The organism is Lysinibacillus sp. FSL L8-0312, from assembly GCF_038003285.1.
Classification (GTDB): domain Bacteria; phylum Bacillota; class Bacilli; order Bacillales_A; family Planococcaceae; genus Lysinibacillus; species Lysinibacillus fusiformis_D.
This window is the reverse complement of the sequence record NZ_JBBOOV010000001.1, coordinates 2,058,723-2,085,625: the sequence shown is the minus strand read 5'-3', so window position 1 is coordinate 2,085,625 and position 26,903 is coordinate 2,058,723. Positions and strand designations below refer to the sequence as shown.

Annotated in this window: 22 protein-coding genes; 18 read left to right on the top strand and 4 right to left on the bottom strand. The window is 37.8% G+C overall.

Translation table 11 applies throughout. The annotated features are described in order from the left end of the window. Positions 1 to 11: 11 nt before the first annotated feature. On the bottom strand, positions 12 to 1,262 hold the full coding sequence (locus MHI22_RS10425; protein WP_036118785.1) for a BaiN/RdsA family NAD(P)/FAD-dependent oxidoreductase: 1,251 nt from the start codon (positions 1,260 to 1,262) through the stop codon (positions 12 to 14). 287 nt (positions 1,263 to 1,549) lie between these two features. Here MHI22_RS10425 and asnB point away from each other — a divergent pair, with 287 nt between their 5' ends. The 4 genes from asnB to MHI22_RS10405 all read left to right on the top strand — a co-directional run bounded on the left by asnB (position 1,550) and on the right by MHI22_RS10405 (position 7,685). Further along, positions 1,550 to 3,400: an asparagine synthase (glutamine-hydrolyzing) gene (gene asnB, locus MHI22_RS10420; protein ID WP_036118787.1), complete on the top strand. Its 1,851-nt coding sequence runs from the start codon at positions 1,550 to 1,552 to the stop codon at positions 3,398 to 3,400. A 271-nt stretch (positions 3,401 to 3,671) separates the two neighbouring features. Then, entirely contained in the window at positions 3,672 to 5,285 is a 1,614-nt protein-coding gene (locus tag MHI22_RS10415; RefSeq protein ID WP_080717031.1) for a putative polysaccharide biosynthesis protein, read from the top strand. 10 nt (positions 5,286 to 5,295) lie between these two features. Beyond that, on the top strand, positions 5,296 to 6,009 hold the full coding sequence (locus MHI22_RS10410) for a pseudouridine synthase (protein WP_036118789.1): 714 nt from the start codon (positions 5,296 to 5,298) through the stop codon (positions 6,007 to 6,009). Positions 6,010 to 6,167: 158 nt separating this feature from the next. Further along, a complete protein-coding gene (locus tag MHI22_RS10405; protein ID WP_036118791.1) occupies positions 6,168 to 7,685 on the top strand; it encodes a GGDEF domain-containing protein in 1,518 nt (505 codons plus the stop codon). 48 nt (positions 7,686 to 7,733) lie between these two features. On the opposite strand, the gene MHI22_RS10400 is transcribed toward MHI22_RS10405, so the two are convergent. Further along, positions 7,734 to 8,903, bottom strand: coding sequence for an MDR family MFS transporter (locus tag MHI22_RS10400; RefSeq protein WP_080717032.1), 1,170 nt, complete (start codon positions 8,901 to 8,903; stop codon positions 7,734 to 7,736). A 272-nt stretch (positions 8,904 to 9,175) separates the two neighbouring features. Beyond that, positions 9,176 to 9,397, bottom strand: coding sequence for a DeoR family transcriptional regulator (locus MHI22_RS10395; protein ID WP_036118795.1), 222 nt, complete (start codon positions 9,395 to 9,397; stop codon positions 9,176 to 9,178). A gap of 357 nt (positions 9,398 to 9,754) precedes the next feature. Between MHI22_RS10395 and pepV the strand changes: the two genes are divergently transcribed. From pepV to MHI22_RS10360, 7 genes are all read left to right on the top strand, one after another. Then, complete coding sequence (gene pepV, locus MHI22_RS10390) at positions 9,755 to 11,161, top strand: dipeptidase PepV (RefSeq protein WP_058845059.1); 1,407 nt, start codon at positions 9,755 to 9,757, stop codon at positions 11,159 to 11,161. Between the two features lie 27 nt (positions 11,162 to 11,188). Further along, positions 11,189 to 12,043: a D-amino-acid transaminase gene (dat, locus tag MHI22_RS10385; protein WP_340811902.1), complete on the top strand. Its 855-nt coding sequence runs from the start codon at positions 11,189 to 11,191 to the stop codon at positions 12,041 to 12,043. A gap of 480 nt (positions 12,044 to 12,523) precedes the next feature. Then, positions 12,524 to 13,528: a nuclease-related domain-containing protein gene (locus MHI22_RS10380; RefSeq protein WP_058845060.1), complete on the top strand. Its 1,005-nt coding sequence runs from the start codon at positions 12,524 to 12,526 to the stop codon at positions 13,526 to 13,528. Positions 13,529 to 13,531: 3 nt separating this feature from the next. After that, on the top strand, positions 13,532 to 14,464 hold the full coding sequence (locus MHI22_RS10375; RefSeq protein WP_058845061.1) for a diacylglycerol/lipid kinase family protein: 933 nt from the start codon (positions 13,532 to 13,534) through the stop codon (positions 14,462 to 14,464). Positions 14,465 to 14,559: 95 nt separating this feature from the next. Then, positions 14,560 to 15,210 carry a tRNA (guanosine(46)-N7)-methyltransferase TrmB gene (gene trmB / locus MHI22_RS10370; protein WP_058845062.1) on the top strand — a complete coding sequence of 217 codons (651 nt, stop codon included), beginning with the start codon at positions 14,560 to 14,562 and terminating at the stop codon, positions 15,208 to 15,210. A gap of 11 nt (positions 15,211 to 15,221) precedes the next feature. After that, the gene (locus tag MHI22_RS10365; RefSeq protein WP_058845063.1) at positions 15,222 to 16,085 is read left to right on the top strand and encodes a YtnP family quorum-quenching lactonase; all 864 of its coding nucleotides are present in this window, start codon (positions 15,222 to 15,224) and stop codon (positions 16,083 to 16,085) included. A gap of 129 nt (positions 16,086 to 16,214) precedes the next feature. Beyond that, positions 16,215 to 17,441: a carboxylate--amine ligase gene (locus tag MHI22_RS10360; RefSeq protein WP_036118808.1), complete on the top strand. Its 1,227-nt coding sequence runs from the start codon at positions 16,215 to 16,217 to the stop codon at positions 17,439 to 17,441. A gap of 53 nt (positions 17,442 to 17,494) precedes the next feature. On the opposite strand, the gene MHI22_RS10355 is transcribed toward MHI22_RS10360, so the two are convergent. Beyond that, positions 17,495 to 17,809: a peptidase M4 gene (locus tag MHI22_RS10355; protein ID WP_036118810.1), complete on the bottom strand. Its 315-nt coding sequence runs from the start codon at positions 17,807 to 17,809 to the stop codon at positions 17,495 to 17,497. A gap of 165 nt (positions 17,810 to 17,974) precedes the next feature. Here MHI22_RS10355 and MHI22_RS10350 point away from each other — a divergent pair, with 165 nt between their 5' ends. From MHI22_RS10350 to murC, 7 genes are all read left to right on the top strand, one after another. After that, positions 17,975 to 19,051 carry a M42 family metallopeptidase gene (locus MHI22_RS10350; RefSeq protein WP_340811901.1) on the top strand — a complete coding sequence of 359 codons (1,077 nt, stop codon included), beginning with the start codon at positions 17,975 to 17,977 and terminating at the stop codon, positions 19,049 to 19,051. Between the two features lie 59 nt (positions 19,052 to 19,110). Continuing rightward, entirely contained in the window at positions 19,111 to 19,632 is a 522-nt protein-coding gene (locus tag MHI22_RS10345) for a DUF84 family protein (protein WP_036118814.1), read from the top strand. A 127-nt stretch (positions 19,633 to 19,759) separates the two neighbouring features. Continuing rightward, complete coding sequence (locus MHI22_RS10340; protein WP_231745133.1) at positions 19,760 to 20,245, top strand: hypothetical protein; 486 nt, start codon at positions 19,760 to 19,762, stop codon at positions 20,243 to 20,245. A 70-nt stretch (positions 20,246 to 20,315) separates the two neighbouring features. Further along, complete coding sequence (locus MHI22_RS10335) at positions 20,316 to 21,140, top strand: DUF1444 domain-containing protein (protein ID WP_036118818.1); 825 nt, start codon at positions 20,316 to 20,318, stop codon at positions 21,138 to 21,140. Continuing rightward, entirely contained in the window at positions 21,137 to 21,751 is a 615-nt protein-coding gene (gene ytpR / locus MHI22_RS10330; protein WP_036118820.1) for a YtpR family tRNA-binding protein, read from the top strand. The genes MHI22_RS10335 and ytpR overlap by 4 nt, the downstream gene beginning before the upstream one ends. 261 nt (positions 21,752 to 22,012) lie before the next feature. Then, positions 22,013 to 25,267 carry a DNA translocase FtsK gene (locus tag MHI22_RS10325; RefSeq protein WP_340811898.1) on the top strand — a complete coding sequence of 1,085 codons (3,255 nt, stop codon included), beginning with the start codon at positions 22,013 to 22,015 and terminating at the stop codon, positions 25,265 to 25,267. Positions 25,268 to 25,496: 229 nt separating this feature from the next. Then, positions 25,497 to 26,810, top strand: coding sequence for a UDP-N-acetylmuramate--L-alanine ligase (gene murC, locus MHI22_RS10320; RefSeq protein WP_036118824.1), 1,314 nt, complete (start codon positions 25,497 to 25,499; stop codon positions 26,808 to 26,810). The last annotated feature ends 93 nt before the right edge of the window (positions 26,811 to 26,903 follow it).

Genomic DNA, 26,903 nt, shown 5'->3' with positions numbered 1-26,903 from the left:
TTTCTCTTCTATTATAATGCAGCATGCATTCCTGCAATACGTCCCGTTACGAGCGCAGAGGTAATATTATAGCCCCCTGTATAGCCATGAATATCAAGAATTTCTCCACAGAAGAATAAACCTTCTTTTTTCTTTGATGCCATTGTTTTTGGCTCGATTTCTTTTACAGAGACACCACCGCCCGTAACAAACGCTTTGTCAAGTGACTGTGTGCCGCTCACTTTTAATGTGAAATTGACTAGTAAATGTGCTAATTGACGAATTTTCTCTTGGGATAACTCAGCACCTGTTGATTGGACATCGATATTTGCTCGCTCACATAAGAATAAGAGCCACCGTTCTGGTGCAATGCCTTTCCAGACATTTTTCACAGCCTTTTTTGGATCTTCCTTGATTAGTTTATTTAAATATTGCAGACATGTTTCTTCATTATAATGAGGCAGTGTCTGAATACGTATTGTCACTGGTTCATAGCCTGTTTTCATTAATTCTTTCACAACGAACTGACTACAGCGTAAAACAGCGGGACCACTCAAGCCAAAATGGGTAAAGAGCATATCCATTTGATGTGTGACAAGTGTCTTGCCTTTTTTGTTGAGCACAGAGACAGCGACATCACGCAATGCTAGCCCTTGAAGCTCACGCGCTTGGATAAAGTCCTCTTTTGATAGAACAGGCACCTCTGTTGGGAAGAGCGTCGTGATTGTATGACCAGCACGCTCTGCCCAAGGATAGCCATCACCTGTTGAACCGGTTTGTGGGACCGCCTTGCCACCAACAGCTACAATGACTGCTTGACTACGGACTTCGGAGCCATCCGCAAGACGTACACCCAAAATTTTATTTTCGTCCATCAGAAGCTTACTGACGGCTGTGTGTAAACGAACTTCAATATGTAGTCGTTGAAGCTGACGAATTAGTGTATCAACTACATCTTGTGCCCGATTGGATACAGGGAACATTCTGCCGTGATCCTCTTCTTTTAGGGCGACACCAAGCCCTTCAAAAAATGCGATAATATCTTCGTTATTATAAACTGTAAATGGACTATAAAGAAAACGACCATTGCCAGGTATATGCTTAACTATTTCTTCGACAGGTAAACGATTAGTAACATTACAACGTCCACCGCCAGAGATGGCTAATTTCTTGCCAAGTTTTGCGCCTTTTTCTAACAATAACACTTTCTTTTTACGCTCTCCGGCAGCAATCGCCGCCATTAAACCAGATGGGCCACCACCGATCACGATTACATCATACATAGTTAGAAACTCACTTTCTGTTCAAATTAGGAATCTTTCCTATTATACATGAAGTCTATATAGAGAGGGGTTTTCTTGGACATTGAAAATAATAGAAAAGTGTTTTATAATTCCTTATCTCATCTTTCGTGATGAAGAGTGTTTATAGTAGAATGAAACACATGAATCTTTGTTATACAATTGTTTCGATGAAAGTTTTCCTTTATTAGCATTGTCAGCATGAAATGAACGTCTTTTCATGCTATTATGGTAAAGGTTATGCACTAAATTATGAGGTGAAAAATAGAATGTGCGGATTTATTGGTTATATTAATGGAACAAATGTGATTGATCATCATCAAACAATAGAAAATATGATGAATACAATTATTCACCGCGGACCAGATAGCGGCGGTATTCATAGTGACGATAAAGTAACGTTAGGTTTCCGTCGATTAAGTATTATTGACTTATCAGAAGTAGCAAATCAACCATTATATAGTGAAGACGGCAATATTGTGCTTGTATTTAATGGGGAAATTTTCAACTTCCAAGAGTTACGTGCAGATCTTATTGAAAAAGGTCATACGTTTAAAACACAGTCAGATAGTGAAGTCATTATTTATGGCTATGTAGAATATGGCGTAGATTTTGTGAAAAAACTACGTGGGATGTTTGCCTTCTGTATTTGGGATAAAAAGAATGATTTACAATTTATTGCACGTGACGGTTTTGGTATTAAACCATTGTACTATTCTGAGCATACAACAGATGGTACATTTATTTTCGGTTCTGAAATAAAATCGTTTTTACCACATCCTTCATTTATTAAAGAATTAAATAAACAGGCGATACGCCCATACTTAACATTCCAATATTCTTCAATGGATGAAACCTTCTTTAAAGGTGTCTTTAAATTACCACCTGCACACTATATGCTGATTCAAAATGGACAAAAGCAAATTGTGCAATATTGGGATAAAAAATTCCATGCAAAAGACGCACCGATTGAAAAATATATCGAAGAAATTCAGTCAACGGTTAAAGAGTCTGTAGAAGCTCATAAAATTAGTGATGTAAAAGTTGGTTCATTCTTATCTGGTGGTATTGACTCTAGTTATATTACTTCTTTATTACGCCCAGATAAATCCTTCTCAGTAGGATTTGCTGACTATGAAGATATGTTCAATGAGACAAATCTTGCAAAAGATTTATCAGATACGTTGAATATTCAAAATGAACGTAGATATATTACAGCGGATGAGTGCTTTGAAGCTCTTCCTAAAATTCAATGGCATATGGATGAGCCACAGTCCAATCCATCTTCAGTGCCACTTTACTTCCTTTCAGAGCTTGCATCAAAAGATGTAACAGTTGTGCTATCAGGTGAAGGCGCAGATGAAATTTTTGGTGGCTATGCTTGGTATCAAAACTCAGGGAAAATGCAAAAATACGAAAAACTACCATTAGGTCTTCGTAAAACATTACGAGGAATGGCAGAAGCCCTACCGAAAAATCAATATACGAACTTCCTTATTAAAGGTGCTCAAACGGTAGAAGAGCGTTTTATTGGAGAAGCAGTCGTGTGGGATGAAGTAGATGCCATTAATGTTTTAAAACCAGCTTATAAAAATGCGCCATCTGTAAAATCGATTACAAAACGAATTTATGATGAAGTGCCTGGTGATGACGATGTGACAAAAATGCAATACCTGGATCTAAACCTTTGGATGCCTGGTGACATTTTATTAAAAGCAGATAAAATGAGTATGGCTCACTCAATTGAATTACGTGTACCATTTTTAGATAAAGAAGTTATGGAATTAGCGAAAAATATTCCATCCAGATATCGTGTCAACGACATTGATACAAAATATGTTTTACGTCAAGCGGCACATCAAGAATTACCAGAGGAATGGGCGAAACGGCCAAAACTTGGTTTCCCAGTGCCAATTCGTCACTGGTTACGTGAAGAAAAGTATTACAGCATGGTCAAAGAAATGTTTACAACGGACTTTGCGAATGAATTCTTTGATACAAAACAATTAGTGGGCTATCTAGATGAGCACTATGAAGGGAAAGCAAATCGCGGTCGATATATTTGGACGGTTTATGTATTCCTAGTGTGGTATAAAAAGTTCTTTGTGGACATGGTATAAGAAATACGGTTAATCGGTGGGGATGTTCCATTCCTCACCGATTATTTTAAGGTCTTTTTTCATCAGGTATTTTTGAATGAACTTTTTGGTGTATTTATGCGTCTCATTTCCTATAAATATGTTAAGATTACAGTTGGTTTACTTATGCTATTCACAAGGTGATAGCGCTTGCATGTTGGTTTCTTTGAAGTAACAGAAACGAAAATGTTTTATAAGTATCCTTGAAGTGTTACGATATTAATATTGATTTTACAATGAATGGATGGGTATGATGTCCAATTTAATGAAAGGTACTGCGATATTAACACTGGGGATGTTTTTATCGAAGGTACTCGGATTAATTTATATTTTTCCGTTTTATGCAATTGTTGGCGAAAAGAACATTGCGCTTTATCAGTATGCATATATTCCCTATTCTATTATGTTGGCAATAGCTATTTCAGGTGCGCCAATAGCCGTCTCTAAATTTGTCTCCAAGTATAATGCAATGGGAGACTATCAATCAGGTCGCAAGCTGATGAAATCGGGCATACTCATTATGATGGTAACAGGCTTCGGGGCATTTATCGCACTCTTCCTGCTTGCAACGCCGATAGCAGGGCTAGTTATTAAAAGTGAGGAACAAGTCTTTACGGTTGAACAAATTGCTTCGGTGATTCGCTGGGTCAGCTTTGCCTTAATCGTCGTACCATTTATGAGTCTATGGCGCGGCTTCTTCCAAGGCTATGACAAAATGGAGCCTACGGCAGTTTCTCAATTGGTAGAACAAATTGTGCGAATTGTTGTGTTACTTGGTGGTTCTTTCTTAGTCGTTGTGGTGTTCAAAGGGAAGCCAGAGACAGCGATTTCGTTTGCTGTGTTTGCTGCCTTTATTGGGGCAATCGGTGGATTAGGTGTTCTTTATTACTACTGGAAAAAATATCAGCCTGAATTCAACTTATTACGTAGCCAAAGTGTGACGTCTACACAGCTACCGATGTCCAATATTTATAAAGAAGTGATTACCTATTCCATACCAATGGTGTTTGTTGGAGTAGCCAACCCGTTATTCCAATTAGTTGACATGCTTACATTTAATGGGGCGATGACTTCCATTGGTTTAGCAGAAGTGACAGATACTTATTTATCGATGATAAACTTTATGACACATAAGGTTGTCATCATTCCGGTCATGCTAGCGACAGGCTTTTCAATGGCATTAGTACCGACGATTACAAAATATTACACACAGGGTGAGTATTTATCGCTACGCCATGCGATGGATAAAACCTATCAAATTTTAATTTTTATTACATTGCCAGCTGTAGTAGGTATTTCTCTTTTAGCTAATGAAATCTACTTCATGCTTTATTCAGAAAGTGAAATGGGTGCTACTATATTAGCGCATTATGCACCAGTTGCGATTTTATTTGCATTATTCCAAGTAACAGCAGCGTTGTTACAAGGAATTGATTTTCAAAAGTGGATTGTCTTCAGCTTATTATCAGGGATATTCGTTAAGCTAGCGTTAAATATTCCATTCATTCGTTGGCTGGAGGCAGATGGTGCCATTGTGGCAACTGCAATTGGCTATAGTGTATCGATTCTTATCAATATCCTTGTGCTACGAAAAACATTGAATTATCGATCAGAAATGGTTGTTCGTCGTGTTATGTTGATTGCTTTATTGACAATGGCAATGGCAATTAGCGTGCTCGTTGTGCATAAATTATTGGAATTGCTTATGGGCCCAGTAGATAGTAAATTCTCAGCATTACTATTCTCTATTATTTGTGCGGGTGTTGGTGTGGCTGTTTACGGCTTTTTATCACTGCGCTTAGGTTTGGCACAAAAGTTATTGGGTGAACGATTAACGCGCATTATGAGCAAACTGGGAATGAAATAGGAGTGGTACTATGCGTTTAGATAAATTACTAGCGAATATGGGGTATGGTTCCCGTAAAGAAGTGAAGCAGCTATTAAAGCAAAAGGCTGTCACAGTGGATGGTGCTTATGTTAAAGACGCAGCGCTACATGTAGACCCAGAACAGCAGATTGTATCAGTGTTTGGAGAGCGCGTTGTTTATACAGAGTTTGTCTATTTTATGATGAATAAGCCACCTGATGTTATTTCTGCAACAGAAGATTTAAGAGACGAAACGGTGATTGAATTATTAGAGCCATTGCATCAGCATTTTCAACCTTTCCCAGTTGGACGGCTGGACAAAGATACAGAAGGGTTACTGTTATTAACCAATGACGGTTTGCTGGCCCATAATTTATTGTCTCCGAAAAAACATGTGCCAAAGGTTTATTTTGCACAGATTGAGGGCGTTGTGACGGAAGAAGATGTCGAGAAATTTGCGCATGGCGTGGAATTAGATGATGGCTACGTTACAAAGCCTGGAAAGCTTGTGATTCTACAATCTGCACAGCAATCAGAAATAGAGCTGACAATTCAGGAAGGCAAATTTCATCAGGTGAAACGAATGTTTGAGGCTGTGGGTAAACGTGTAACGTATTTAAAGCGGTTGTCTATGGGGAATCTTCACCTAGATGATAAGCTGGCATTAGGTGAATATCGTGAACTAACTGCAGAAGAGCTAGCCAGCTTACAAAACAATCATTAACACAATCCTCGGTGCTACTATAGCATCGGGGATTTTTTATATACAGTATGATGACAGTAACGGTATAATATGAATGAGTTACTGTGATGTACTCATGTAGCTTATCATTATCTAAAGTTTTTAAAATATGATGGTGAAAATAGGTAGAGGACAAATATATGAAGAACCTGCGTATAAAATTATTACTATCTTTAATAGCTTTTGCAGTCATACTCGTTGCTGTCATTTCATATGTCAACAGACAAATACTAGTGGCAGATATCGAGAAGCAAGTGGCCATGAATAAAGTATTAATTGAAAATCATATTCTGACAGATATGCAAACGATCGATAATGCTCATTTTTATTTTGATAAAAATATGTCAGATAATATGGAACAGGAACTTAGAAAATTACAAAACGATTATCGCAAAAATCCTGCTATTGAAACTTGGGATTTGCAACAGAAGAAACAGAAGCATGGTATGGATATTTACATAGTAGATCAATCCAACAAGGTGATTTACACGACATTTGAGAAAGATATTGGTTTGGATTTTTCGAGCTGCTGTCAGCGTTTTTCGGCATTATTGGATGAGCGGCGTGCTAGTGGTGAGTTTTATACAGATGGAATAGATATTTCGACAACGACAGGAGAATACCGAAAGTTCGGCTATTTGGCAACGCATGATAAGAAATATCTGCTTGAGTTAGGCATAGACTTACTGAATGATCCAGTCTTTCAAACCTTTAATTTTGAGAAAACCGCAGAATCCTTAATTGCTAAATACGAGGATTTAGTAGAAGTGCAAATCATTAACGCCGGTGGAGTTTTTTTTGATGATTCTAGATTGAAGAAGATCACCGTGCGAGATCAATCCAAACAATTTCAGCAATATTTTGAGCTAGCGAAGAAAAAAATGGAGCCAGTTGAATTTCAAAAAGCATTACATCATGGTTATATAGAAACGCATCTTTTTTTGCCTTATGAAGCAGAGACAGTGAGAGGGGAGTCTTCAAAAAGGCTTGTTTATGTGAAATTTGTCAATTCTACTAAAATAGAAGCGCTCCAAAAAAATACAAAACAATTTTGGATTTTACTATCCATTGCCTTGCTAACAGCATTTATTATGCTATTAGTCATCAATAAAATTTTATCTAAAACAATCTATCTTGCCACATTCGATCCGTTAACGGGTGTCTATAATCGTGCTACCTATATTCGGAAGTTTGACAATTTATTAAAAAAACGAAAAATGAATGTGCCTGGTTTGTTGTTAATCGACTTGGATAATTTTAAGCAAGTAAATGATCAATTTGGGCATGTGGAAGGGGATCGTATCCTGATTGAAACAGCCATGATTTTAAAGCATGTAGTGAAAAACAATGGCTTTGTCGTGAGATTCGGTGGAGATGAATTTGCTATTGTCTTGTACGATACGACAGAACAACAGATGCAACAAATTGCAGAGGCCATTTTGACTCAAATCAGAACCGTAAAATATGAGGGATATGCTAGTGAAAAATGGTCCGTATTATCTGTCAGCATGGGTGGCGCCATTTATCATCATGTTGAAGAGACAGAAATGAGCTTATTTGAACGGGCGGATAAGGCACTATATCAATCTAAAAATGCAGGTAAAGATCAATATTCTAGTTATGCTGAGGTCGCTGCTGACGAAGACTATAGTATTTAAAAAAACGCTCCATTCTATCATTAGCCAATGATAGCAATGGAGCGTTTTTTAATGCGTTGTCGTTTTGGATCTATAAAAGAAACAACTACATAATACAAGAATGGCGATGACAGCAAACATAGCATTCATATAATGAGTCAATAACCAACCACCTATTATGGGTCCAATAAAGCCGCCTAAATTTTTAAATTGCGCAGCGCCCAAATAAGTTGCTTTTTGTGTATCTGGTGCAATTTCATCAATCATAACATTCATTGTTGGGAAGGCAAAAATCTCACCTATTGTAAAAATAATCATGGCGATGATATAGAGCGTATAATTATTGGAGAATCCGAATAAAAATAGACCAATTGCAAAGAACAGTATACCTACCAATAATGTTGCGGACGATGAAAACCGCTCTGATACAATGCTTATTGGTAATTGTAATAATAAGACAACCGCTGCATTGAGAGAGATTAATAGCGAATAAAGTTTCGCACCTTCCTCGATTTTTAATTCAATGATTTGTGGTAATGTAGAATCAAATTGAGAGTATCCTATATTGATTAGGATGGCACCTAAAATAAAGCTAAGTAGTACACGATTTGTTAATAAAATTGTGAATGTACTTAGTATTTTTGTTTGAGTGACAGCTTTAGGTTGTTGCATTTGATAACGGTTTAACACGAAAAATAAAAATACAGCATAAATGATATACATAATACCTGTCAGCATAAAGGGGATACTTGGACTTGATAGCTGTGAGATGTACACACCGATAATAGGGCCGATGACCGCTGCAATATTAATGGCTGTATAACGTAACGAAAATAGTCTTTTTCGTTTATCAGCAGGTGTAAAATCAATCATTAATGCCTGTGTGGAAGGTTCAAAAAATGAACGACAAAGACCATTCAAGGCATTGAATAGGACAAAGAGCCATACGGTATGAACAGTTGCAAAGCCGAAAAATACAAGGCTCCAAACAATAATCGTTAGTAAAATAACACTTTTTCGACCAAAGCGATCTGTTAGATAACCACCAAAAAATCCACCAATAGTGGAAATAAGTGGCGCAATTCCAATCGTCAACCCAATTTGTAAAGGGGAGGCTTGAATTTCATTATGTAGATAAATAGCTAAAAAAGGCATTGCCATAAAGCTTGCAATACGTGTAAATATTGTTCCGCCTAAGATAATCCAAACTAATGGATGAAAGTACGTTGACAATTTCAAATAAAATCCTCCTCTCAACATTTAGAATGTTTCGAGTTTAACGGATTGTTAAGCAACTGTAAATAGTCAAAATAATCTTGAAGGAGCACATAGGGAAATTTTTCTGTAAGTATGGAGCATAAAGGGTATGTTTTGAATGCACAATAGTGAAATGACTGGCCCTTCCAATAAGCCATAAAAAAATCTAATACGCTTATAACGACAAAAAAGAATGACCCCGACGAAAGGTCATTCTTTTTCCATACACAATGCTTTACGTACAAAACGTAAAACTAAGACGTCATTTTTACTTTTTTCTTCGTCGTTGTCCATTTGCCTCGACTTGGACTCATTACCAAATCGTTAAAGGCTAACACGTTCAAATCTCTTTGAACGGTGCGAGGAGTGATACTAAACTCTTCGACTAAATCCTGTGTAGACACGGTTCCTTTGTCTAAAATAAACATGTACACGTCTTTAATACGATTAAGCATTCGATCAGTAGTTGGTTTCATTAAATGAACCACTCCTTCATCTTAATTCTCTTGGCAAAGACTAGCGGACGACAATATGTGCGGAGTGCACTTAGGCTAATAAGTAGCTGCCTTAGACATCCCCTTTTCTAATTTTATAGTCAGAACAATTATTCTGATAACTTCATTATATAGAAAAACTACTTAATTTTCTAGTGAATGCAAGAGAAATTTACATTTGAAATATAAATTTTATACTGTATTTTGTGGGAATACGTGAAAAACATGCTATATGTGGTAGTGTCAGTAGAAGTTACTGAAAATAGTTGTCAGAAAGCTGATTGTCATATATGTTGTAAGGTGTAGAATAATGTTGATACTTTGAAGGAGGTATATGGTATGGATTGGTTACAGGCTGCAAAAGAAAGGCAAGATGAATTGATACAAGAGTTACAGGAGCTTGTGCAAATTAATAGTGTTCTTGATGAGGATACAATAACTACTGAAGTACCATTTGGAGATGGTCCACTTCAAGCGCTTGAATGGTTACTAGCAAAAGGTCAGAACGAAGGCTTACAAACGAAAAATGTTGATAATTATGCTGGGCATATTGAAATGGGTTCAGGTGAAGAACTACTTGGTATTTTATGTCATGTTGATGTTGTACCGATTGGAGACGAAGCTGACTGGACATACCCACCATTCAGCGGTACAGTAGCAGACGGTAAGTTATATGCACGTGGTGCGATTGACGATAAAGGTCCTACGATTGCGGCATGGATGGCTATGAAGCTTGTGAAAGAAGCGGGTATTCCATTAGAAAAAAGAGTACGAATGATTATTGGTACGGATGAAGAAACAGGATTCCGCTGTGTCGACCACTATTTTAAACAAGAGGAAATGCCGACAATTGGTTTTGCACCAGATGCGGATTTCCCGCTCATCAATGCGGAAAAAGGCATTGCCGAGCTTGTGTTCTCTCAAAATAAAATAGGTGATGCAACGAAAGAACAACTACTACTATTTAATGCAGGAAAGCGCCCAAATATGGTACCAGATTTTGCGAAAGCAACAATTCAGCATGTCTCCGAGTCATTCGAACAGAATTTTCAAACATTTTTAAGCAAAAATCAGCTAGATGGCTCTTTATTAATGGAGGACTCTCGCTATATAATAACTATCAAAGGTAAAGCAGCCCATGCAATGGAACCAGAAAAAGGTGTTAATGCAGCTGTTTATCTTGCAGCATTTTTACAACAAGAGTTGACGACAGAGGCAAGTAAACAATTTGTTGACTTTATCGCACATGTTTTTTATCAGGATCATTACGGCCATCAGCTTGCGCTACAGTTTGAGGATGCAATGTCAGGAAAAACTACATTAAATCCAGGTATCGTCAGCTATGATGTTCATAAAGGTGGCAGTTTAGTAATTAGTATGCGCTATTCTGTGTCCTACCCATTCGATGAAAAAATAACGGCGGCTCAACGCTTAACGGTGGAAAAAGGGTTCTCACTAGATATTCAAGACGACTCCAAACCGCATTATGTCAGTGAAGATGATCCATTTATCCAAACATTAGCAGCTATTTATAGACGTCAAACGGGTGATAGAGAAACACCTCTATTATCGACAGGTGGTGGGACGTATGCACGTGTGATGAAAAAAGGTGTGGCATTTGGCATGCTGTTTCCGGGAGAGCCAGATGTAGCGCATCGTGCAGATGAGTTTGTTGTCGTTGAAAATCTCGTTAAAGCTGCAGCAATTTATGCTGAAGCAATTGTTGAACTTGCAGGAAAAAAATAACTCAAAGACGAAAAGGATGAACAAAACATGGCATATTCATTATGGAATGATCAAATTGTTGAAGAAGGATCGATTGTGATATCTCCAGAAGACCGAGGTTATCAATTCGGTGACGGCATTTATGAGGTAATCAAAGTTTATAACGGAAATATGTTTACAGCACAAGAGCATATTGATCGTTTCTATGCAAGCGCCGAAAAAATTCGTCTTGTTATTCCTTATACAAAGGACGTTTTACACAAATTATTACATGAGCTAATTGAAAAAAATAACCTAGATACAGGGCATGTATACTTCCAAATTACACGTGGTGCTAATGCCCGTAATCATGTTTTCCCAGATGCGAGTGTTCCAGCTGTATTAACTGGTAATGTTAAAGAGGGTGAACGTGCATATGAAAACTTTGAAAAAGGGGTAAAGGCTACTTTTGTTGAGGATATTCGTTGGTTACGCTGTGATATCAAATCTTTAAACCTACTTGGTGCCGTATTAGCAAAGCAAGAGGCTGCTGAAAAAGGTTGCTATGAAGCGATATTACATCGTGGGGATATCGTGACAGAATGCTCATCAGCGAATGTTTATGGTATTAAAGACGGCAAGCTTTATACACATCCAGCGAATAACTTCATTTTAAATGGCATTACCCGTCAAGTCATTTTAAAATGTGCAGAGGAAATTAATTTACCTGTCGTGGAAGAGCCGATGACAAAAGCGGATTTATTAACGATGGATGAAATCATTGTTTCGTCTGTATCTTCTGAAGTGACGCCTGTAGTGGATGTTGATGGAAACCAAATTGGTGCTGGTGTACCAGGGGACTGGACACGTCAATTGCAACAAGCTTTTGAAGCGAAATTACCACTTTCTTCAAATACAAAATAAAAAACATTTTAGAGAACTACCAATAAGGATAGTTCTCTTTTTTATGGATGTAATGTTGAGTGTCGTCATGTAAAATAAAAAGGATAGGAAAGAATAATTTTACAGATTGAAATTCGTAGAACAAATGTCGATGTAATGTATACAATTGCCTCTTTTTCTACTAAAGCAATCGTAATCCATGATGCCTCGGTGTAATAGTGTCTAAATTTTTTCAAGCCTGCAAGTAAGAAGTTAACCTCAAGCCATCCTGTGCTGTGATAGCAGTTAACTATCTTCTCTTAAAGGTTGTAACATTCGTCGGGGAATTCGGGACAACATGGAGTAGATCACGTCGTCATTGCTTCAGGGCATGATGCTTTTTGACAGTGTTCTCCCTATTTCAGCGAGCGTTTGAACACACGCTTTTAGTACAAAAAACAATTGCTGAATCAAGATAAAAAGAAATATAGATATGGTGAGTAAGAATGGAGTGACCTTTACATGGCACAATTGGTGAAATTACAAGATTATATTTCACGCTATCAAATTGATTTAGCGAGATATCCAACTCAATTTGTGCGCTTAAAGAAAAGTCAGTGGGAGCGCATTAAGCGTCAGTGGGAATTGGGAGAGGATATAAGCGAATGGCAACATGACGACAATGAGGCAGAAACAAATGCCTTCGAAGAAAAGGAACGGTTTTCCTTCTTCAAAAAAATCTTTGCTGGCCGCCAAAAGGAAGCAACTGAGGATGTTGAAAAACTAGAAATATCCAACGAGCTTGTCAGTGATGAAGATACCATTCCAGAAGAAGAAACGACGCTCACATTTGAACCTAAAATTGTGTTTGCACCACAATCCATCCATGAGCTGAAACGAATGTTTATCGATCAATTTTTCCATTTTCAAATGAAATGGGCTAGTTCAACATTACGTGAAAAATCATATGTAGATCCTCGTTTCATGCGTGACTCTTTACTACGTACATTATTGCAAACGTTACCAGATAACTATTTGTTGTTTTATTATCCTATTCTACAAATAAGAAAAGCCCCTATTGAGCTTGATGTAGTACTCATGTCACCAACAGAATGTATTTGTATTACGGTGTTAGAAGCTGAAAATCAAGCTGTCTATGTAGGTGGGAGTGATCGCTTCTGGATGAAGAAAGTGGGAACTAAGGACGTTAAAGTACTGAATCCAACAATTAATTTAGGGCGGATGGAATCGGTGCTATCGCAATTATTTAAACAAGAGAATATAGATATGCCTATCCGTAAAGTTGTGCTAACTCGGAATGGTTATTTTGATTATCCTGGTGCACCATTTGGGATTCGCTTTGTTGATCGTCGAAATTACCACGAATGGATAGAGCAGTTGAGAAAAGTTTCCTCTCCTATGAAGCATATGCAAATACGGGCTGCTCAAACAATTTTAAATACTGTCCAAACAACCTCCTTTAATCGAGACATTTGGCAGCAAGCGCCACAACCAACAGAGGACTGATATATGCAGGTATTATTTATTGTCAATGAGGCAGCAGGAAACGGGAAAGGCAAGAGGGTTTGGCTTCAGCTGCAACAGCAACTAACGATCACCTATCAAGTAGCTTTTACGGAATATGAAGGACATGGAAAGGAAATAGCCAAACAATGGGCTCAGCAACAGCAAGAACACATGTTACTTGTCGTTGTTGGTGGTGATGGCACCATCCATGAGGTAGTTAGTGGTGTTGTACATAATAAATACGTCATTATAGGTGTCGTTCGAGCAGGCTCTGGCAATGATTTTGCCCGCTTTTTCCCAAGCTTTCAACATGCGAGGCAAATAGAGGCCTATGTAAGGACCACTATGGCCAATACACAGATGGATGCTGGAATTATTCAGCTCGGTGATAAATGGAATGAAATTTTCGTTAATAATGCGGGTATAGGCTTCGATGCCTATGTGACAAAATCAATTAATACATCTCGTCTTAAATTTTATCTCAATAAAATTGGGCTAGGAAAGCTTTCCTATGCTGTAGCTGTTATGAGAGGATTATTTCGCTTTGAGCGTTTTGATGTAACGATTCGTTCAGGTGAACAAGAATGGCAATTCCAGCAGGCATGGTTTGTAGCGATGAGTAATCAGCCTTATTTCGGGGGAGGCATGAAAATATCACCAGCTGCAAAAGCAGATGATGGCCTTGTGGATATAACGATTGTCCATGGAATATCACGTATCAAATTATTACTTGTTTTTATCACTGTTTTTTTTGAAAAGCATACAAAATTTAAGGAAATTACTTTTTTACAGGGCCAACACTTTGATATGAGTGTACGCGCTCATCAGGTTGATTGTCATACGGATGGCAATTACGTGGGCGTTGTGAATCAAGGGATCCCTATACACTGTACAGTACAGCAAAATGCATGGCAGGTTATTGCTAAAGATGCCTAAAAATATCATTGTGCAATAATTTCATGCGAATTGTAGGGGAATACGTTATACTATAAAACATCAATAACTTCACAAGAAAGAAATGAGGAACAACATTGAGATTAAGAAATAAGCCTTGGGCAGAGGAAATGATTACAGATCACCCAGAGGTGATTATTCCAAATCCTGAAGACTTTAAAGGAAAGTGGCAGTCTGTTTTCGGAAATGACAATCCTATCCATATTGAAGTAGGTTCTGGAAAAGGGCAATTTGTTACAGGTATGGCTTTGCAAAACCCAACGATTAATTATATTGGCATTGAGCTTTATGATAGTGTGATTGTTTGTGCACTAGAAAAAGTGCTAGAGGCAAAATCTCCAGCGAATTTACGCTTACTAAAAGTAAATGGCGCAGATTTATATAAATTCTTTGATAAAAATGATGTATCACGTGTATACCTGAATTTCTCAGATCCTTGGCCAAAAACACGTCATGCAAAAAGACGTTTAACGCACGAGGGTTTTTTGAAATTATATGAGTCGATTTTAGTGGATAATGGGGAAGTCCATTTTAAAACGGATAACCGTGGTCTGTTCGAGTATTCTTTAATCAGTATGTCTGAATATGGTATGTTACTAAAGTATGTATCTCTCGACCTACATGCAAATATGCCAGAGGATAATGTGATGACGGAATATGAGGAGAAATTTTCTGCGAAAGGGCAGCCGATTTATCGCTTAGAATCACAATTTATCACTAAATTGTAGGGGGAATATGGATGGATCAGTTACAGTTTCACAAAATGTCATTAACATGGCTTAACGGGGGTGTTACGTGCCTAGATGGCGGGGCAATGTTTGGTGTTGTACCGAAGCCGCTTTGGTCACGTAAATATCCAGTCAATGAAAAAAATCAAATTGAATTACCAACAGAACCCATCCTCATTCAATATGAGGGCAAAAACTACCTGATTGATACAGGAGTTGGTTTTAATAAATTAAACGAAAAACAATTACGAAACTTTGGTGTAACCGAGGAATCCTCATTAACGGAAAGCTTACAGGAACTGGGATTAACAACAGCGGATATTGATGCAGTGTTAATGACTCATTTACATTTTGATCATGCTGGTGGCTTAACACAATGGGAAGAGGATGTACTTGTACCAACTTTTCCGAATGCCAAAATTTTTGTTACGAAAATTGAATGGGATGAAATGCGTAATCCTAATATCCGCTCTAAAAATACGTATTGGAAAGAGAATTGGGAGCCAGTGCAGCACTTAGTTGAAACCTATGAAGATACGTTGGAAGTGGTACCAGGGATCGAAATGATTCATACAGGTGGACATAGTGAGGGACATGCCGTTATTAAGCTAACGCAAAATGGTGAAGTATTATTGCATATGGCGGATATTATGCCAACACATGCTCACCAGAATCCATTATGGGTATTAGCGTATGATGATTACCCAATGACAAGTGTATTTGCCAAAGAGCGACTTATGAAAGAGGCGCTTACTAATAGCTATAGCTTTATTTTCTATCACGATGCATATTACCGTATGATTAAATGGGATGAAACGGGCAAAGAAATTGTCAATAAGCTTGAGCGTAGTAGACAAGCTGTTATTACATTTTAATAGCGCCAGCAAAGGCCGAGGTAATTGACATATAAAATGTCAATTACCTCGCTTTTTTGTTCGTGAACAGGATAGAAAATATGATACACTTAACACGATACTAAAATACAAAAGAGAGTTGAAATAAACATGGCAACTGAACAACCATTTTTACCAGTTTTACTAGGATCAGATATGAATGCATATGGTATGGCACGCGCGTTTTATGAAGCATATGGTATTAAACCACTTGTCTTAGGACGTTCTCATTTAACAGCGACTCAAGATAGCCATATCCTACAATTTCAAGAAATAGACCGTTTAAATGAACAAGATGTTTTTGCACCTGCACTTGCAGAAGTTGCAAAAAAATATGCTGATAAAAAACTATTACTTTTAGCATGTGGAGACGATTATGCTAAGCTGATTATTAAAAATAAGCCAGCGTTACAAGAGCATTTTACTGTACCGTACATCGATGAATCGTTGATGGATGAAATTTTATTGAAAGAAAACTTCTATAAAATGTGTGATCAATATAATTTTAAATATCCAGGTACAACAACGGTGACAGCCGATAACTATGAAAACTTTACACCACCATTTGATTACCCTATTATTTTAAAAGCTTCAAACTCTGTAGAATATTGGGCATGTAAATTCCCAGGTAAGAAAAAAGTATTTGTTGCGCATGATGATGCGGAAAAAACGGCCATATTAAAAGCGATTTATAGCTCAACATATCAGGATACTATGATTATCCAAGAATTTATTCCTGGTGATGATTCTTATATGCGTGTGTTAAATGCTTACGTAGGGAAAGATGGAAAAGTAAAGCTGATGTGTCTAGGTAATCCTATTCTAGAAGAACATTCTCCTGAAGGAATCGGAAGTTATGCAGCCATCGTTACAACCTATGATAAAGAATTAATGGATCAAGTACGATTCTTCTTAGAGGATATCGGTTATACAGGCTTTGCAAATTTCGATATGAAATATGATATTCGAGACAAGCAGTATAAGCTATTTGAAATTAATTTACGTAATGGTCGCTCTAGCTACTATGTAACAGCCAGTGGTCATAATTTAATGAAGTATGTCGCTGATGACCATATGTTAAATATCGAGCAAGATGTCACATATGTGCAGGACAAACATTTATGGATGATTATCCCTAAGGGCGTATTATTCAAATATGCATCAAATGAAAAGCTTAAACTAGAAGCAAAAAAATTAATTAGTGAGGGCAAATATACAAACTCTCTTTACTTTAATGAGGATATGAATACGAAGCGTTGGGTGAAGTTAACGCTCAATAACTTGAATTATTATCGTAAGTATAAAAAGTACTTTAATAATAAAGGTTTATCCGAATAACAATAAGAAGCCATCTCATTCATTGGAGATGGCTTCTTATTGTCTATACATGATTAAACTTCTGTTAGTTCCACGACAACACCAGAGCGTGCGTCGGCAGCAAACTCGAAAGTCTGCATTTCCCCTTCATTCATACGAGAGATTCCTCCGCGATATACTGGGATAGTCATAATACCGTTTGTGAAATCTTCTGTTTTCATAAAAATCCAAGAACCGTCAATCGGTGCATCCTTTTTAAACTCTCTTTTTATGTTTTCAAGTACTTGTCCTGCAGGTACGAACGGAGAAACTTTTTCACTAGCTTCTTTAATAATGACTGCGGCAGCTAAGCCAGTTGCAACACCAATTAAAAAATCACGTAATTTCATACATCTTTCCTCCTTTTTCTATACCTATATTTTAGCATAGCCTATGGAGTGAATGCACGTTCACACTTTAACAGTTTTAGGAAATGTATCAATATTTCGAATTCGGAAATAAATGTGTTACAATAGGCAAGGAAGAATATTCTACTTCGTGGGGAGAGAGTCATCATGAATGAGGAAACATTACAATTATTTAAAACATTAACAGAACTACCAGGCGCTCCGGGGAATGAACATGCTGTACGTGCGTTCATGCGTTCTGAGTTAGAAAAGTACTCGGATGAAATCGTTCAAGATAATTTAGGGGGCATCTTTGGTGTTAAGCGCAGTGGGGTTGCTGACGCGCCGAAAGTGTTGGTTGCTGGACATATGGATGAAGTAGCATTTATGGTTACTTCTATTACAGATAATGGCATGATCCGTTTCCAAACATTAGGTGGCTGGTGGAACCAGGTTATGCTTGCACAGCGTGTAGAAGTTTATACAAAAAATGGCGCAATACCTGGCGTTGTTTCATCTATTCCACCGCATTTATTAACAGATGCAGAACGTGCTAAGCCGATGGATATAAAAAATATGCTTATCGATGTTGGCGCTGACAACAAAGAAGATGCAATGGGTATGGGTGTTCGTCCAGGACAATCTATCATTCCTATTTGTCCATTTACACCAATGGCCAATCCGAAAAAAATTATGGCTAAGGCTTGGGATAACCGTTATGGCTGTGGTCTAGCGATTGAGTTAATGAAAGAAGTACAAAATGAAAAACTAGGATCGCATTTATATTCAGGCGCAAATGTTATGGAGGAAGTAGGTTTACGTGGTGCTCAAGTATCAGCAAATATGATTAAACCAGATTTATTCTTCGCATTAGATGCTTCTCCTGCCAACGATACGTCAGGAGAAAAAAATCAATTTGGACAGCTTGGCAAAGGTACATTACTTCGTATTTTAGACCGCACAATGGTCACACATCGTGGTATGCGAGAATTTATTTTAGATACTGCCGAATCAAATCATATTCCTTACCAGTACTTTGTATCTCAGGGAGGAACTGACGCAGGGCGAGTACATACAGCAAATGATGGTGTTCCAAGCGCTGTTATTGGTGTTTGCTCACGCTATATTCACACGTCAGCGTCCATTATTCATATTGATGATTACGCAGCTGCCAAGGCATTAATTGTTGAATTAGTGAAAAAAGCAGATCGTTCGACATTAGAGACAATTCGCGCTAATGTATAAGAAGTTAACAAGATGCCTTTTAGAGGCATCTTTTTCTATGGAAAGAAAGTGGGGATTAGATGAATATAGCCATTGGGACAATGAATAAAGCGAAGACAGAGGCAGTTGAAGTAATTGCTCGACAATATTTTGAAGATGCCATCTTTACGCATGTGAAAGCTGCTTCTGAAGTGTCAGATCAACCAATAAGTAATGAAGAAACGAGACTAGGGGCGATTAATCGTGCAAAAAACGCCATGAACACAACAGGTGCACAATTCGCATTTGGCTTAGAGGGTGGCGTAACTGAAATAGATGATGAAATGTATGTTTGTAATTGGGGTGCATTAACAGTTTCTGATGGAACAATTTTCACAGCTGCTGGTGCACAAATTATATTACCAAAAGAAATTGCCCAGGAAATAAGAGGTGGTGGAGAGCTTGGCCCTATTATGGAGCAATACACAAAACGTCGAGATATTCGTCAAGGTGCAGGTGCTGTAGGTATTTTTACGCAAGGTTTAGTGAGTCGACAGATGATGTTTGAGCATATTGTATCACTATTGGTTGGTCAATATTTGTTCACATTTTCACAAAAATAGTTAAATAGAATTAGTATTCAGCATGCAGTTAGGTTGCATCTGATGAATAATTTTTTTAAAATAGAAAAAAGTTAGCAGAGAAAGGAAGAGGAACATGTCGTTTACCTGGCTAAAAACTATCGGCCTGATGCTTTTACTTCTGGTCCTTTCTGGCTGTAATCAATCGATTGATGACCAAATTGCGAATGGGCTCCAATTAACGGAGACGGTTTTTGCTGAAGAGCCAGAAGAACATACGGAGAAAATTGGAGATATCAAATTATACTTACCTTCAAACTTTAAAGTTGAAGACAGTTCAGATGCTTATAATATTGTGATTTCAAAAGGAAAAGAAAGCTATATTCTTTTTATTAATGATGAAGAAGCACAAGACAGTAAACTTTATTATAATCTTTTAAAAGAAAATGAAGCGGACAAAATTATCGAAGAGTTAACTTATGACAAGAATGGTCGTTTTGGCTTCACTGCGGTTCTAAAGACGGAAGATAAAAATGAGATGGAGCTCATTGTTAGTAGCGGCGGCGTGAAAATGACAACGATTTCTCAGACCAAACATATTGAAACTAATTTGCGTGAGATGACGAAAATTGTACATTCGGTTAAAATGAAGTAAATAGATTGGATTGAACAGACGGTTCACAAACATGTGAGCCGTTTCATTTTGAAGTCAGGATGTGAGAGAAATGAAGCAATTGAAATCAGAACAACTGATAGAGCTATTAAAAAAACGATTGAATGAAGAGAAATACGAATTTCATTTTGATAAAAAGCATGATAAATTACGATTGAATCATAAGACGATTGACAAAGGAATGGAGCTCTCATTACCTGGTATCTTAGCAAAATACAATGATAAGCAAGAGGCAGCGATTGAGGAAGTTGTCTATACGATTGAGCAGACTTTTAATGCGATGGAGCAAGAAAAAGAACAAGGCTTTCAAACGACTACACAAATTTATCCTATTATACGTGCGACTTCTTATCCCCAAGCATCTAAAGAAGGACATGCGTTTATTACAACTGAGCATACAGCGGAGACACGTATTTTTTATGCGCTCGATTTGGGTAAAACCTATCGTTTTATTGATGAATCCATGCTAGAAGCATTACAATTAACGGTAGAGCAAATTCGAGAAATGGCACGCTTTTCAGTAAAGCAATTACCAACCGCATATAAAAAAGATGAGGTAGCAGGTAATCTATTTTATTTTGTCAATGTGAATGATGGCTACGATGCTAGCCGTATTTTAAATGAGAGTTTTTTGACAGACATGCGAGCACTGGTGGAAGGCGATATGACATTGTCTGTGCCACATCAAGATGTGTTAATTATAGGTGATATTCGCAATGAAACAGGGTATGATGTATTAGCACAGATGACGATGCATTTCTTTACTGTCGGTATAGTACCGATCACATCATTATCTTTTATTTATGAAGATGGGGAACTAGAACCAATCTTTATTTTAGCCAAAAACAGAGTGAAAAAGGAGCAAGAAAAACAATGAACGTATTTTACAACAAAGAGCATGTAGGAGATGTCTTACTAGTTCAATTAGCAACTGAGTCTATTGTGAAAACAGTAGTAGAACGAGCTGGAGATATCGCTATTTTAAAAGAAGCACAAACAGGAGAAATAAAGGCGTTTAATTTATTTAATGCAAGCAGCTACATCCAAACAGATGCAAGAGGCTTAGTGGAAGTGACACCAGAACTAGTAGCACAACTAACTGCAGCCATCGAGAAAAATGGAGCTACAATCAACCTTGATGTTGACTTTTCTCCAAAATTTGTGGTGGGTTATGTGGAAACAAAGGACAAGCATCCGAACGCTGATAAATTAAGTATCTGTTCCGTAAATGTAGGCGATGAGACATTGCAAATTGTTTGTGGTGCTCCTAATGTAGAAGCAGGTCAGAAGGTAGTTGTTGCAAAAATTGGTGCAGTAATGCCTTCAGGTATGCTCATTAAAGCAGGAAATTTACGTGGTGTTGAGTCTTACGGCATGCTTTGCTCAGCTCGTGAATTAGCCATTCCTAACGCTCCTTCTGAAAAAGGAATTTTAGTATTACCGGGAGATGCCACTATTGGTAGTGCTTTTGAAACACCAACTAAATAGAAATGCCTTTATTTGAAAAGGAATTTATTAAAATGTAAATGTTTTATCATGATATTATTCCTTGTATCAAGGTGAAATGCCCTAAATCGTTATGTTACTAATATGCTAGTAGCGTAACGATTTTTTTGTTTAGAATGAGCCTCTAAATGCAAGTTTCAAGAGCGTTTTTATGGTATGCTTTTTGATATAGACATTGAGCTATTAATTATATGAATCAAGCCAATGCTATAAATGAAGTGTAAGAGAAATGAGTGAAACGAAGTGAACTGGTTTAAAAAACAAATTAGTAAATTTATAAATAAAGAAGATGAATATTACGAGTATGAAGAATATTATGATGGCTACGAAGAAGAGCAGACCGAGCAACTACATACGCAAAATGAAGTACCGATGGCTAAGCAGAAGACTTTCCGTTTTCCATTGATTGACGATGATGAAAGCGGGACATCCTACACACCACAAAAAGAAATGTTTGATCAAATGGGTAATGATGATTATGGACAGATTGGTGATTTATCTTTACCGAAGCATTTAAACCACCATATTGTTGACTCCAGTGTTTATGATGTGGAGGTTTCAGGGATTCGTGATTTATTAGCAAATCGTTCAAAACGCACTGGTCGAAAAACAACGATGAAAAGTCAGCCTGTAGAACAGCAATATCGTTCACGAGCAAGCTTAGTGTTTCGGGATGCACAACATGAGACAGTCAATGTTAAGTCTGCGTCTGCACCAGCATCTGTTTCGAAAGAGAAAAAGCAGTGGAAGGAACAAAAAGTTGAAAGCATTTTACCTGAGAATCGTAAACGCTTTGTGCCAACAGATGTACCTTCACCCGTCTATGGATTTGCAAAACCAAGTCCCATCAAAGAATTATTAGATAAAAGAAAAGAAGAATACGAGGAGCAAGAAACCTCGGTACATGATACCGAAATGGTGACGGTTACGAACTCTATAAAAGAAACGACAACAAATGAGGCTAATGAAAATATACTAGAAGAAAAAGAGCCGGCTAGCATAGGTCAAATGGTTGAAGTAGAGCAGCATGAAATCATTGAACCTGATGAGCTACCTTTAGCAAATGAGCCTATTCATTTTGATGATGATGTATCGGTAGAGGCTAATGGTGAGCAGGAGAGTATGTTATCTAATATGGCTATACCTCAAACAACATCATTTGCCATGGCCTTTGAAGATCAAGTGAAGGAAGCTGTTCTGCAAGACCAAACAGTTCAACAACTTTCTGCCGATCAATCTGAAATTCACGTGAAAGAAATGATAGTAGAGCAAGTACAAATCGAAAATTCCACGATTCATATCGGAGAGGTAACAGTTGTACAGCCATCGAAGGATGACCCATTACTTGTTGACGACCAATCTGTTGATACGGTGCAGAAGGAAGAAACAAGTCGTATTCCTTTTAATGTCCTCATGTTAAAAACGGATAAAGAAAAATGGAGAATCCAACAGCAAATGAAAAAGGCACAGCCTCTTCATGTAGAAAGTACTCAGAAAGCAATGGAAAACGAACCAGTGGATGTGGCGGTTGCCTATGAAGAGGAAGAATCATGTTCTCTAGACAGCGTTGTAATAATAGATCGTCCCCAACCAGCTGATTCGCTAACAGAAGAGGATCTTGTTGAGTCAATGACAGAGCATATGCCATTGCAAGATGAGTTAGCATCCCATCAATATGCCAAGGACGATACGCGAAATGCTACTACTCCACATAGCTCTGAAGACAATGTAGCAGTCATTACAATGACACCTGTGACAACAATGTCTGGTGTATTAACGCAAGAAAGAACAGAAATTGAAAAAGCCGCTAATGATGAAATTTCAGCTACTACTGAGCCAGAGCTAGAATCAGAACTAGAACGAGGTTTAGAGTCAGAGCTAGAATCAGAACTAGAACCAGAACCAGAACCAGATTTAGAGCCAGAGCTAGAACCAGAACCAGAACCAGAACCAGAACTAACTACCAACACTGATGAAATTTCAGAAATTGTAGCGTATGGTCCTGTACAGTCTGTTGACAAGCAAGAGGAACCACCAGTATTTGAAGTGGAAGCACAGGAAGCTGAAAAACCTGCAAAGCCAGTTCATGTCTATCAAAAGCCTACAGATGAGTATTTAGAGCCACCAGAGGAGAAAACACAGGATACGGATTGGATGGAACAACAGGGAGATACATTGGTCGAGGCACTTTCTTATTTCCAGGTTTCCGCTCAAATTGAATCGATTATGCAGGGGCCAGCTGTTACGCAATTCGAAATAACGGTGAGCCATGGTACAAAGGTTAGTAAAATCCGAAACTTAGCCGATGATTTAAAACTGGCCTTAGCAGCAAAAGATATTCGTATTCAGGCACCAATCCCTGGAAAAAGTTCAATAGGTATTGAGATTCCAAACCGCGTATCTCGTGCTGTTCGCTTGTCAGAGGTGACAAATAGTGCCTCTTTCCTTGAATCGGATTCTCCATTAGAGGCAGCGTTAGGTCTTGATTTAACAGGAAAGCCTGTTACATTAGATTTGCGAAAAATGCCTCATGGCTTAATTGCTGGTGCAACGGGTTCGGGTAAATCTGTTTGTATTAATTCTATTTTGGTTAGTTTATTATATAAAGCTGCACCACATGAGTTAAAACTCATGCTGATCGACCCTAAAATGGTAGAGCTTGCACCATTTAACCATATTCCGCATTTAGTTAGCCCTGTTATTACAGATGTGAAGGCAGCAACGGCTGCACTGAAATGGGCAGTGGAGGAAATGGAGCGTCGCTATCAGCTATTTGCTCATGCAGGTGCACGTGATATTACACGTTATAATGCAATAGCAGATAAAAATAATGAGCATAGCTTGAAGCTACCCTATATTTTAATTGTCATTGATGAGTTAGCTGATTTAATGATGATGTCTCCGGCTGATGTAGAGGAGGCCATTTGTCGAATTGCTCAAAAGGCACGTGCTTGTGGTATTCATTTAATTGTTGCGACGCAAAGACCTTCTGTGGATGTTATTACAGGGTTAATCAAATCAAATATCCCTACACGTATTGCCTTTGCTGTTTCCTCACAAATTGATTCTCGTACCATTTTAGATGGGCAGGGAGCAGAAAGATTACTTGGGCGAGGGGATATGCTATATTTAGGTAATGGTATGTCAGCGCCAGTGCGACTACAGGGAACATTTGTGACAGATGATGAAATTGAAGCCATTATTGAGCATGTTCGTGAGCAGGGAGAGCCTGATTATATTTTCGATCAAGAGGAGTTATTGAAGAAAACAGAGGTGTCCGCAGAACAGGATGATCTGTTTGAAGATGTTTGCCGATTTGTCTATGAGCAAGGTGGTGCCTCAACCTCATTGATTCAACGAAAGTATCATATTGGCTATAATCGTGCTGCTCGTTTAATTGATATGTTAGAATCACATGGCTTTGTTTCGGAGGCAAGAGGAAGTAAGCCGCGTGAAAGTTACATTACAGAAGAAGATTTAATTACTATGTTTGAATAAGAATTGCATTGTTTTCGTCTAGATTATCTAATTTACGTCGATTTTAGTTTTTTTAGAAAAGTTACACATCTATCCTTATGCATAAAAAGTGCTATAATAGACAGGATGTGTTGAATAGTACGTATTTTTTAACACTTGTGAAGGTATTAATACCTAACGATTCGTGAAATAATACGTTACACCTAATAGATGATAGATGGGATATTGAAATTCCCGGGGGGTTTAATTAATGACAGTTTTTCATTTCACAGGCATTAAAGGTTCTGGCATGAGTTCGCTTGCACAAATCTTATTTGATGCTGGTGAACAAGTACAGGGCTCAGATGTCGATAAATATTTCTTCACGGAGCAGCCGTTACGTGAACGTAATATTCCAATTTTTACATTTAATGCAGATAATATTAAAGAAGGCATGACAGTAATTGCAGGAAATGCGTTTCCAGATGATCATCCTGAATTAGTACGTGCCCAAGAAATCGGTGTAGAAATCATTCGTTACCATAAATTTTTAGGTGAATATATTGGCAACTATACATCCATTGCAATCACAGGTGCGCATGGTAAAACATCTACAACAGGCTTGATGGCACATGTTGTAGGCGGTTATAAGCCAACATCTTATTTAATTGGTGATGGTACAGGTGCAGGGCATGAAAATGCTGATTTCTTTGTGATGGAAGCATGTGAATATCGCCGTCACTTCTTAGCCTACAATCCAGATTATGCTGTGATGACTAATATCGATTTTGATCATCCAGACTACTTTGCCAACATAGAGGATGTATATTCTGCATTTCAATCATTAGCGTTACAAGTGAAAAAAGCGATCATCGCATGTGGTGATGATGAACAGCTTCAGCGTATTCAAGCAAAAGTACCAGTTGTCTATTATGGATTTGGTGCTGAAAATGACTTCGAAGCGCGTAATGTAGAAAAAACAACTAAAGGTACAAAATTTGATGTATTTGTTCGCAATGAATTTTATAGTACTTTCTTTATCCCGTTATTTGGGGATCATGCTGTTTTAAATACATTGGCTGTCATTACGCTATGCGAATATGAAGGCATTTCACCTGATATTATTCAGGAGCGTCTACACACATATAAAGGTGTTAAGAGACGTTTTACTGAAACCGATATAGGGGATACTGTTTTAATAGACGACTATGCACACCATCCAACGGAAATTCGTGCAACAATTCAATCGGCACGACAAAAGTTCCCTGAACGTGAGCTAGTTGCTATTTTCCAACCACATACATTTACACGTACCCAAGCTTTTTTACAAGATTTTGCGGATAGTTTGAGCCTTGCAGATACAGCCTATTTATGTGATATATTTGGCTCTGCAAGAGAAACGCAAGGTGCACTATCTATTCATGATTTAGCGTCTCTTATCGAAGGCAGTGCAGTGATTACCACTGAAGGAATTGATATATTAACAAAACATAAAGGCGCAGTATTTTTATTTATGGGCGCTGGTGATGTTCACAAGTTCCAAGATGCTTTTGAAGACGTGCTTACAAACAATGAAACAGCTTAGTCCGTAGGGGTTAAGCTGTTTTTTCTCAAATTTGAGAAGGAATTCCGTTTTTTTTGTCGAAGATAGGGAAAGTAATAGTAAAGACAATTTACT

Bases quoted from the DNA above. Each gene is read 5' to 3' on its own strand.
- MHI22_RS10425 (WP_036118785.1), bottom strand. From the start codon at position 1,262: ATGTATGATGTAATCGTGATCGGTGGTGGCCCATCTGGTTTAATGGCG.
- asnB (WP_036118787.1), top strand. From the start codon at position 1,550: ATGTGCGGATTTATTGGTTATATTAATGGAACAAATGTGATTGATCAT.
- MHI22_RS10415 (WP_080717031.1), top strand. From the start codon at position 3,672: ATGTCCAATTTAATGAAAGGTACTGCGATATTAACACTGGGGATGTTT.
- MHI22_RS10410 (WP_036118789.1), top strand. From the start codon at position 5,296: ATGCGTTTAGATAAATTACTAGCGAATATGGGGTATGGTTCCCGTAAA.
- MHI22_RS10405 (WP_036118791.1), top strand. From the start codon at position 6,168: ATGAAGAACCTGCGTATAAAATTATTACTATCTTTAATAGCTTTTGCA.
- MHI22_RS10395 (WP_036118795.1), bottom strand. From the start codon at position 9,397: ATGAAACCAACTACTGATCGAATGCTTAATCGTATTAAAGACGTGTAC.
- pepV (WP_058845059.1), top strand. From the start codon at position 9,755: ATGGATTGGTTACAGGCTGCAAAAGAAAGGCAAGATGAATTGATACAA.
- dat (WP_340811902.1), top strand. From the start codon at position 11,189: ATGGCATATTCATTATGGAATGATCAAATTGTTGAAGAAGGATCGATT.
- MHI22_RS10380 (WP_058845060.1), top strand. From the start codon at position 12,524: ATGGCACAATTGGTGAAATTACAAGATTATATTTCACGCTATCAAATT.
- MHI22_RS10375 (WP_058845061.1), top strand. From the start codon at position 13,532: ATGCAGGTATTATTTATTGTCAATGAGGCAGCAGGAAACGGGAAAGGC.
- MHI22_RS10365 (WP_058845063.1), top strand. From the start codon at position 15,222: ATGGATCAGTTACAGTTTCACAAAATGTCATTAACATGGCTTAACGGG.
- MHI22_RS10360 (WP_036118808.1), top strand. From the start codon at position 16,215: ATGGCAACTGAACAACCATTTTTACCAGTTTTACTAGGATCAGATATG.
- MHI22_RS10355 (WP_036118810.1), bottom strand. From the start codon at position 17,809: ATGAAATTACGTGATTTTTTAATTGGTGTTGCAACTGGCTTAGCTGCC.
- MHI22_RS10350 (WP_340811901.1), top strand. From the start codon at position 17,975: ATGAATGAGGAAACATTACAATTATTTAAAACATTAACAGAACTACCA.
- MHI22_RS10345 (WP_036118814.1), top strand. From the start codon at position 19,111: ATGAATATAGCCATTGGGACAATGAATAAAGCGAAGACAGAGGCAGTT.
- MHI22_RS10340 (WP_231745133.1), top strand. From the start codon at position 19,760: ATGCTTTTACTTCTGGTCCTTTCTGGCTGTAATCAATCGATTGATGAC.
- MHI22_RS10335 (WP_036118818.1), top strand. From the start codon at position 20,316: ATGAAGCAATTGAAATCAGAACAACTGATAGAGCTATTAAAAAAACGA.
- ytpR (WP_036118820.1), top strand. From the start codon at position 21,137: ATGAACGTATTTTACAACAAAGAGCATGTAGGAGATGTCTTACTAGTT.
- murC (WP_036118824.1), top strand. From the start codon at position 25,497: ATGACAGTTTTTCATTTCACAGGCATTAAAGGTTCTGGCATGAGTTCG.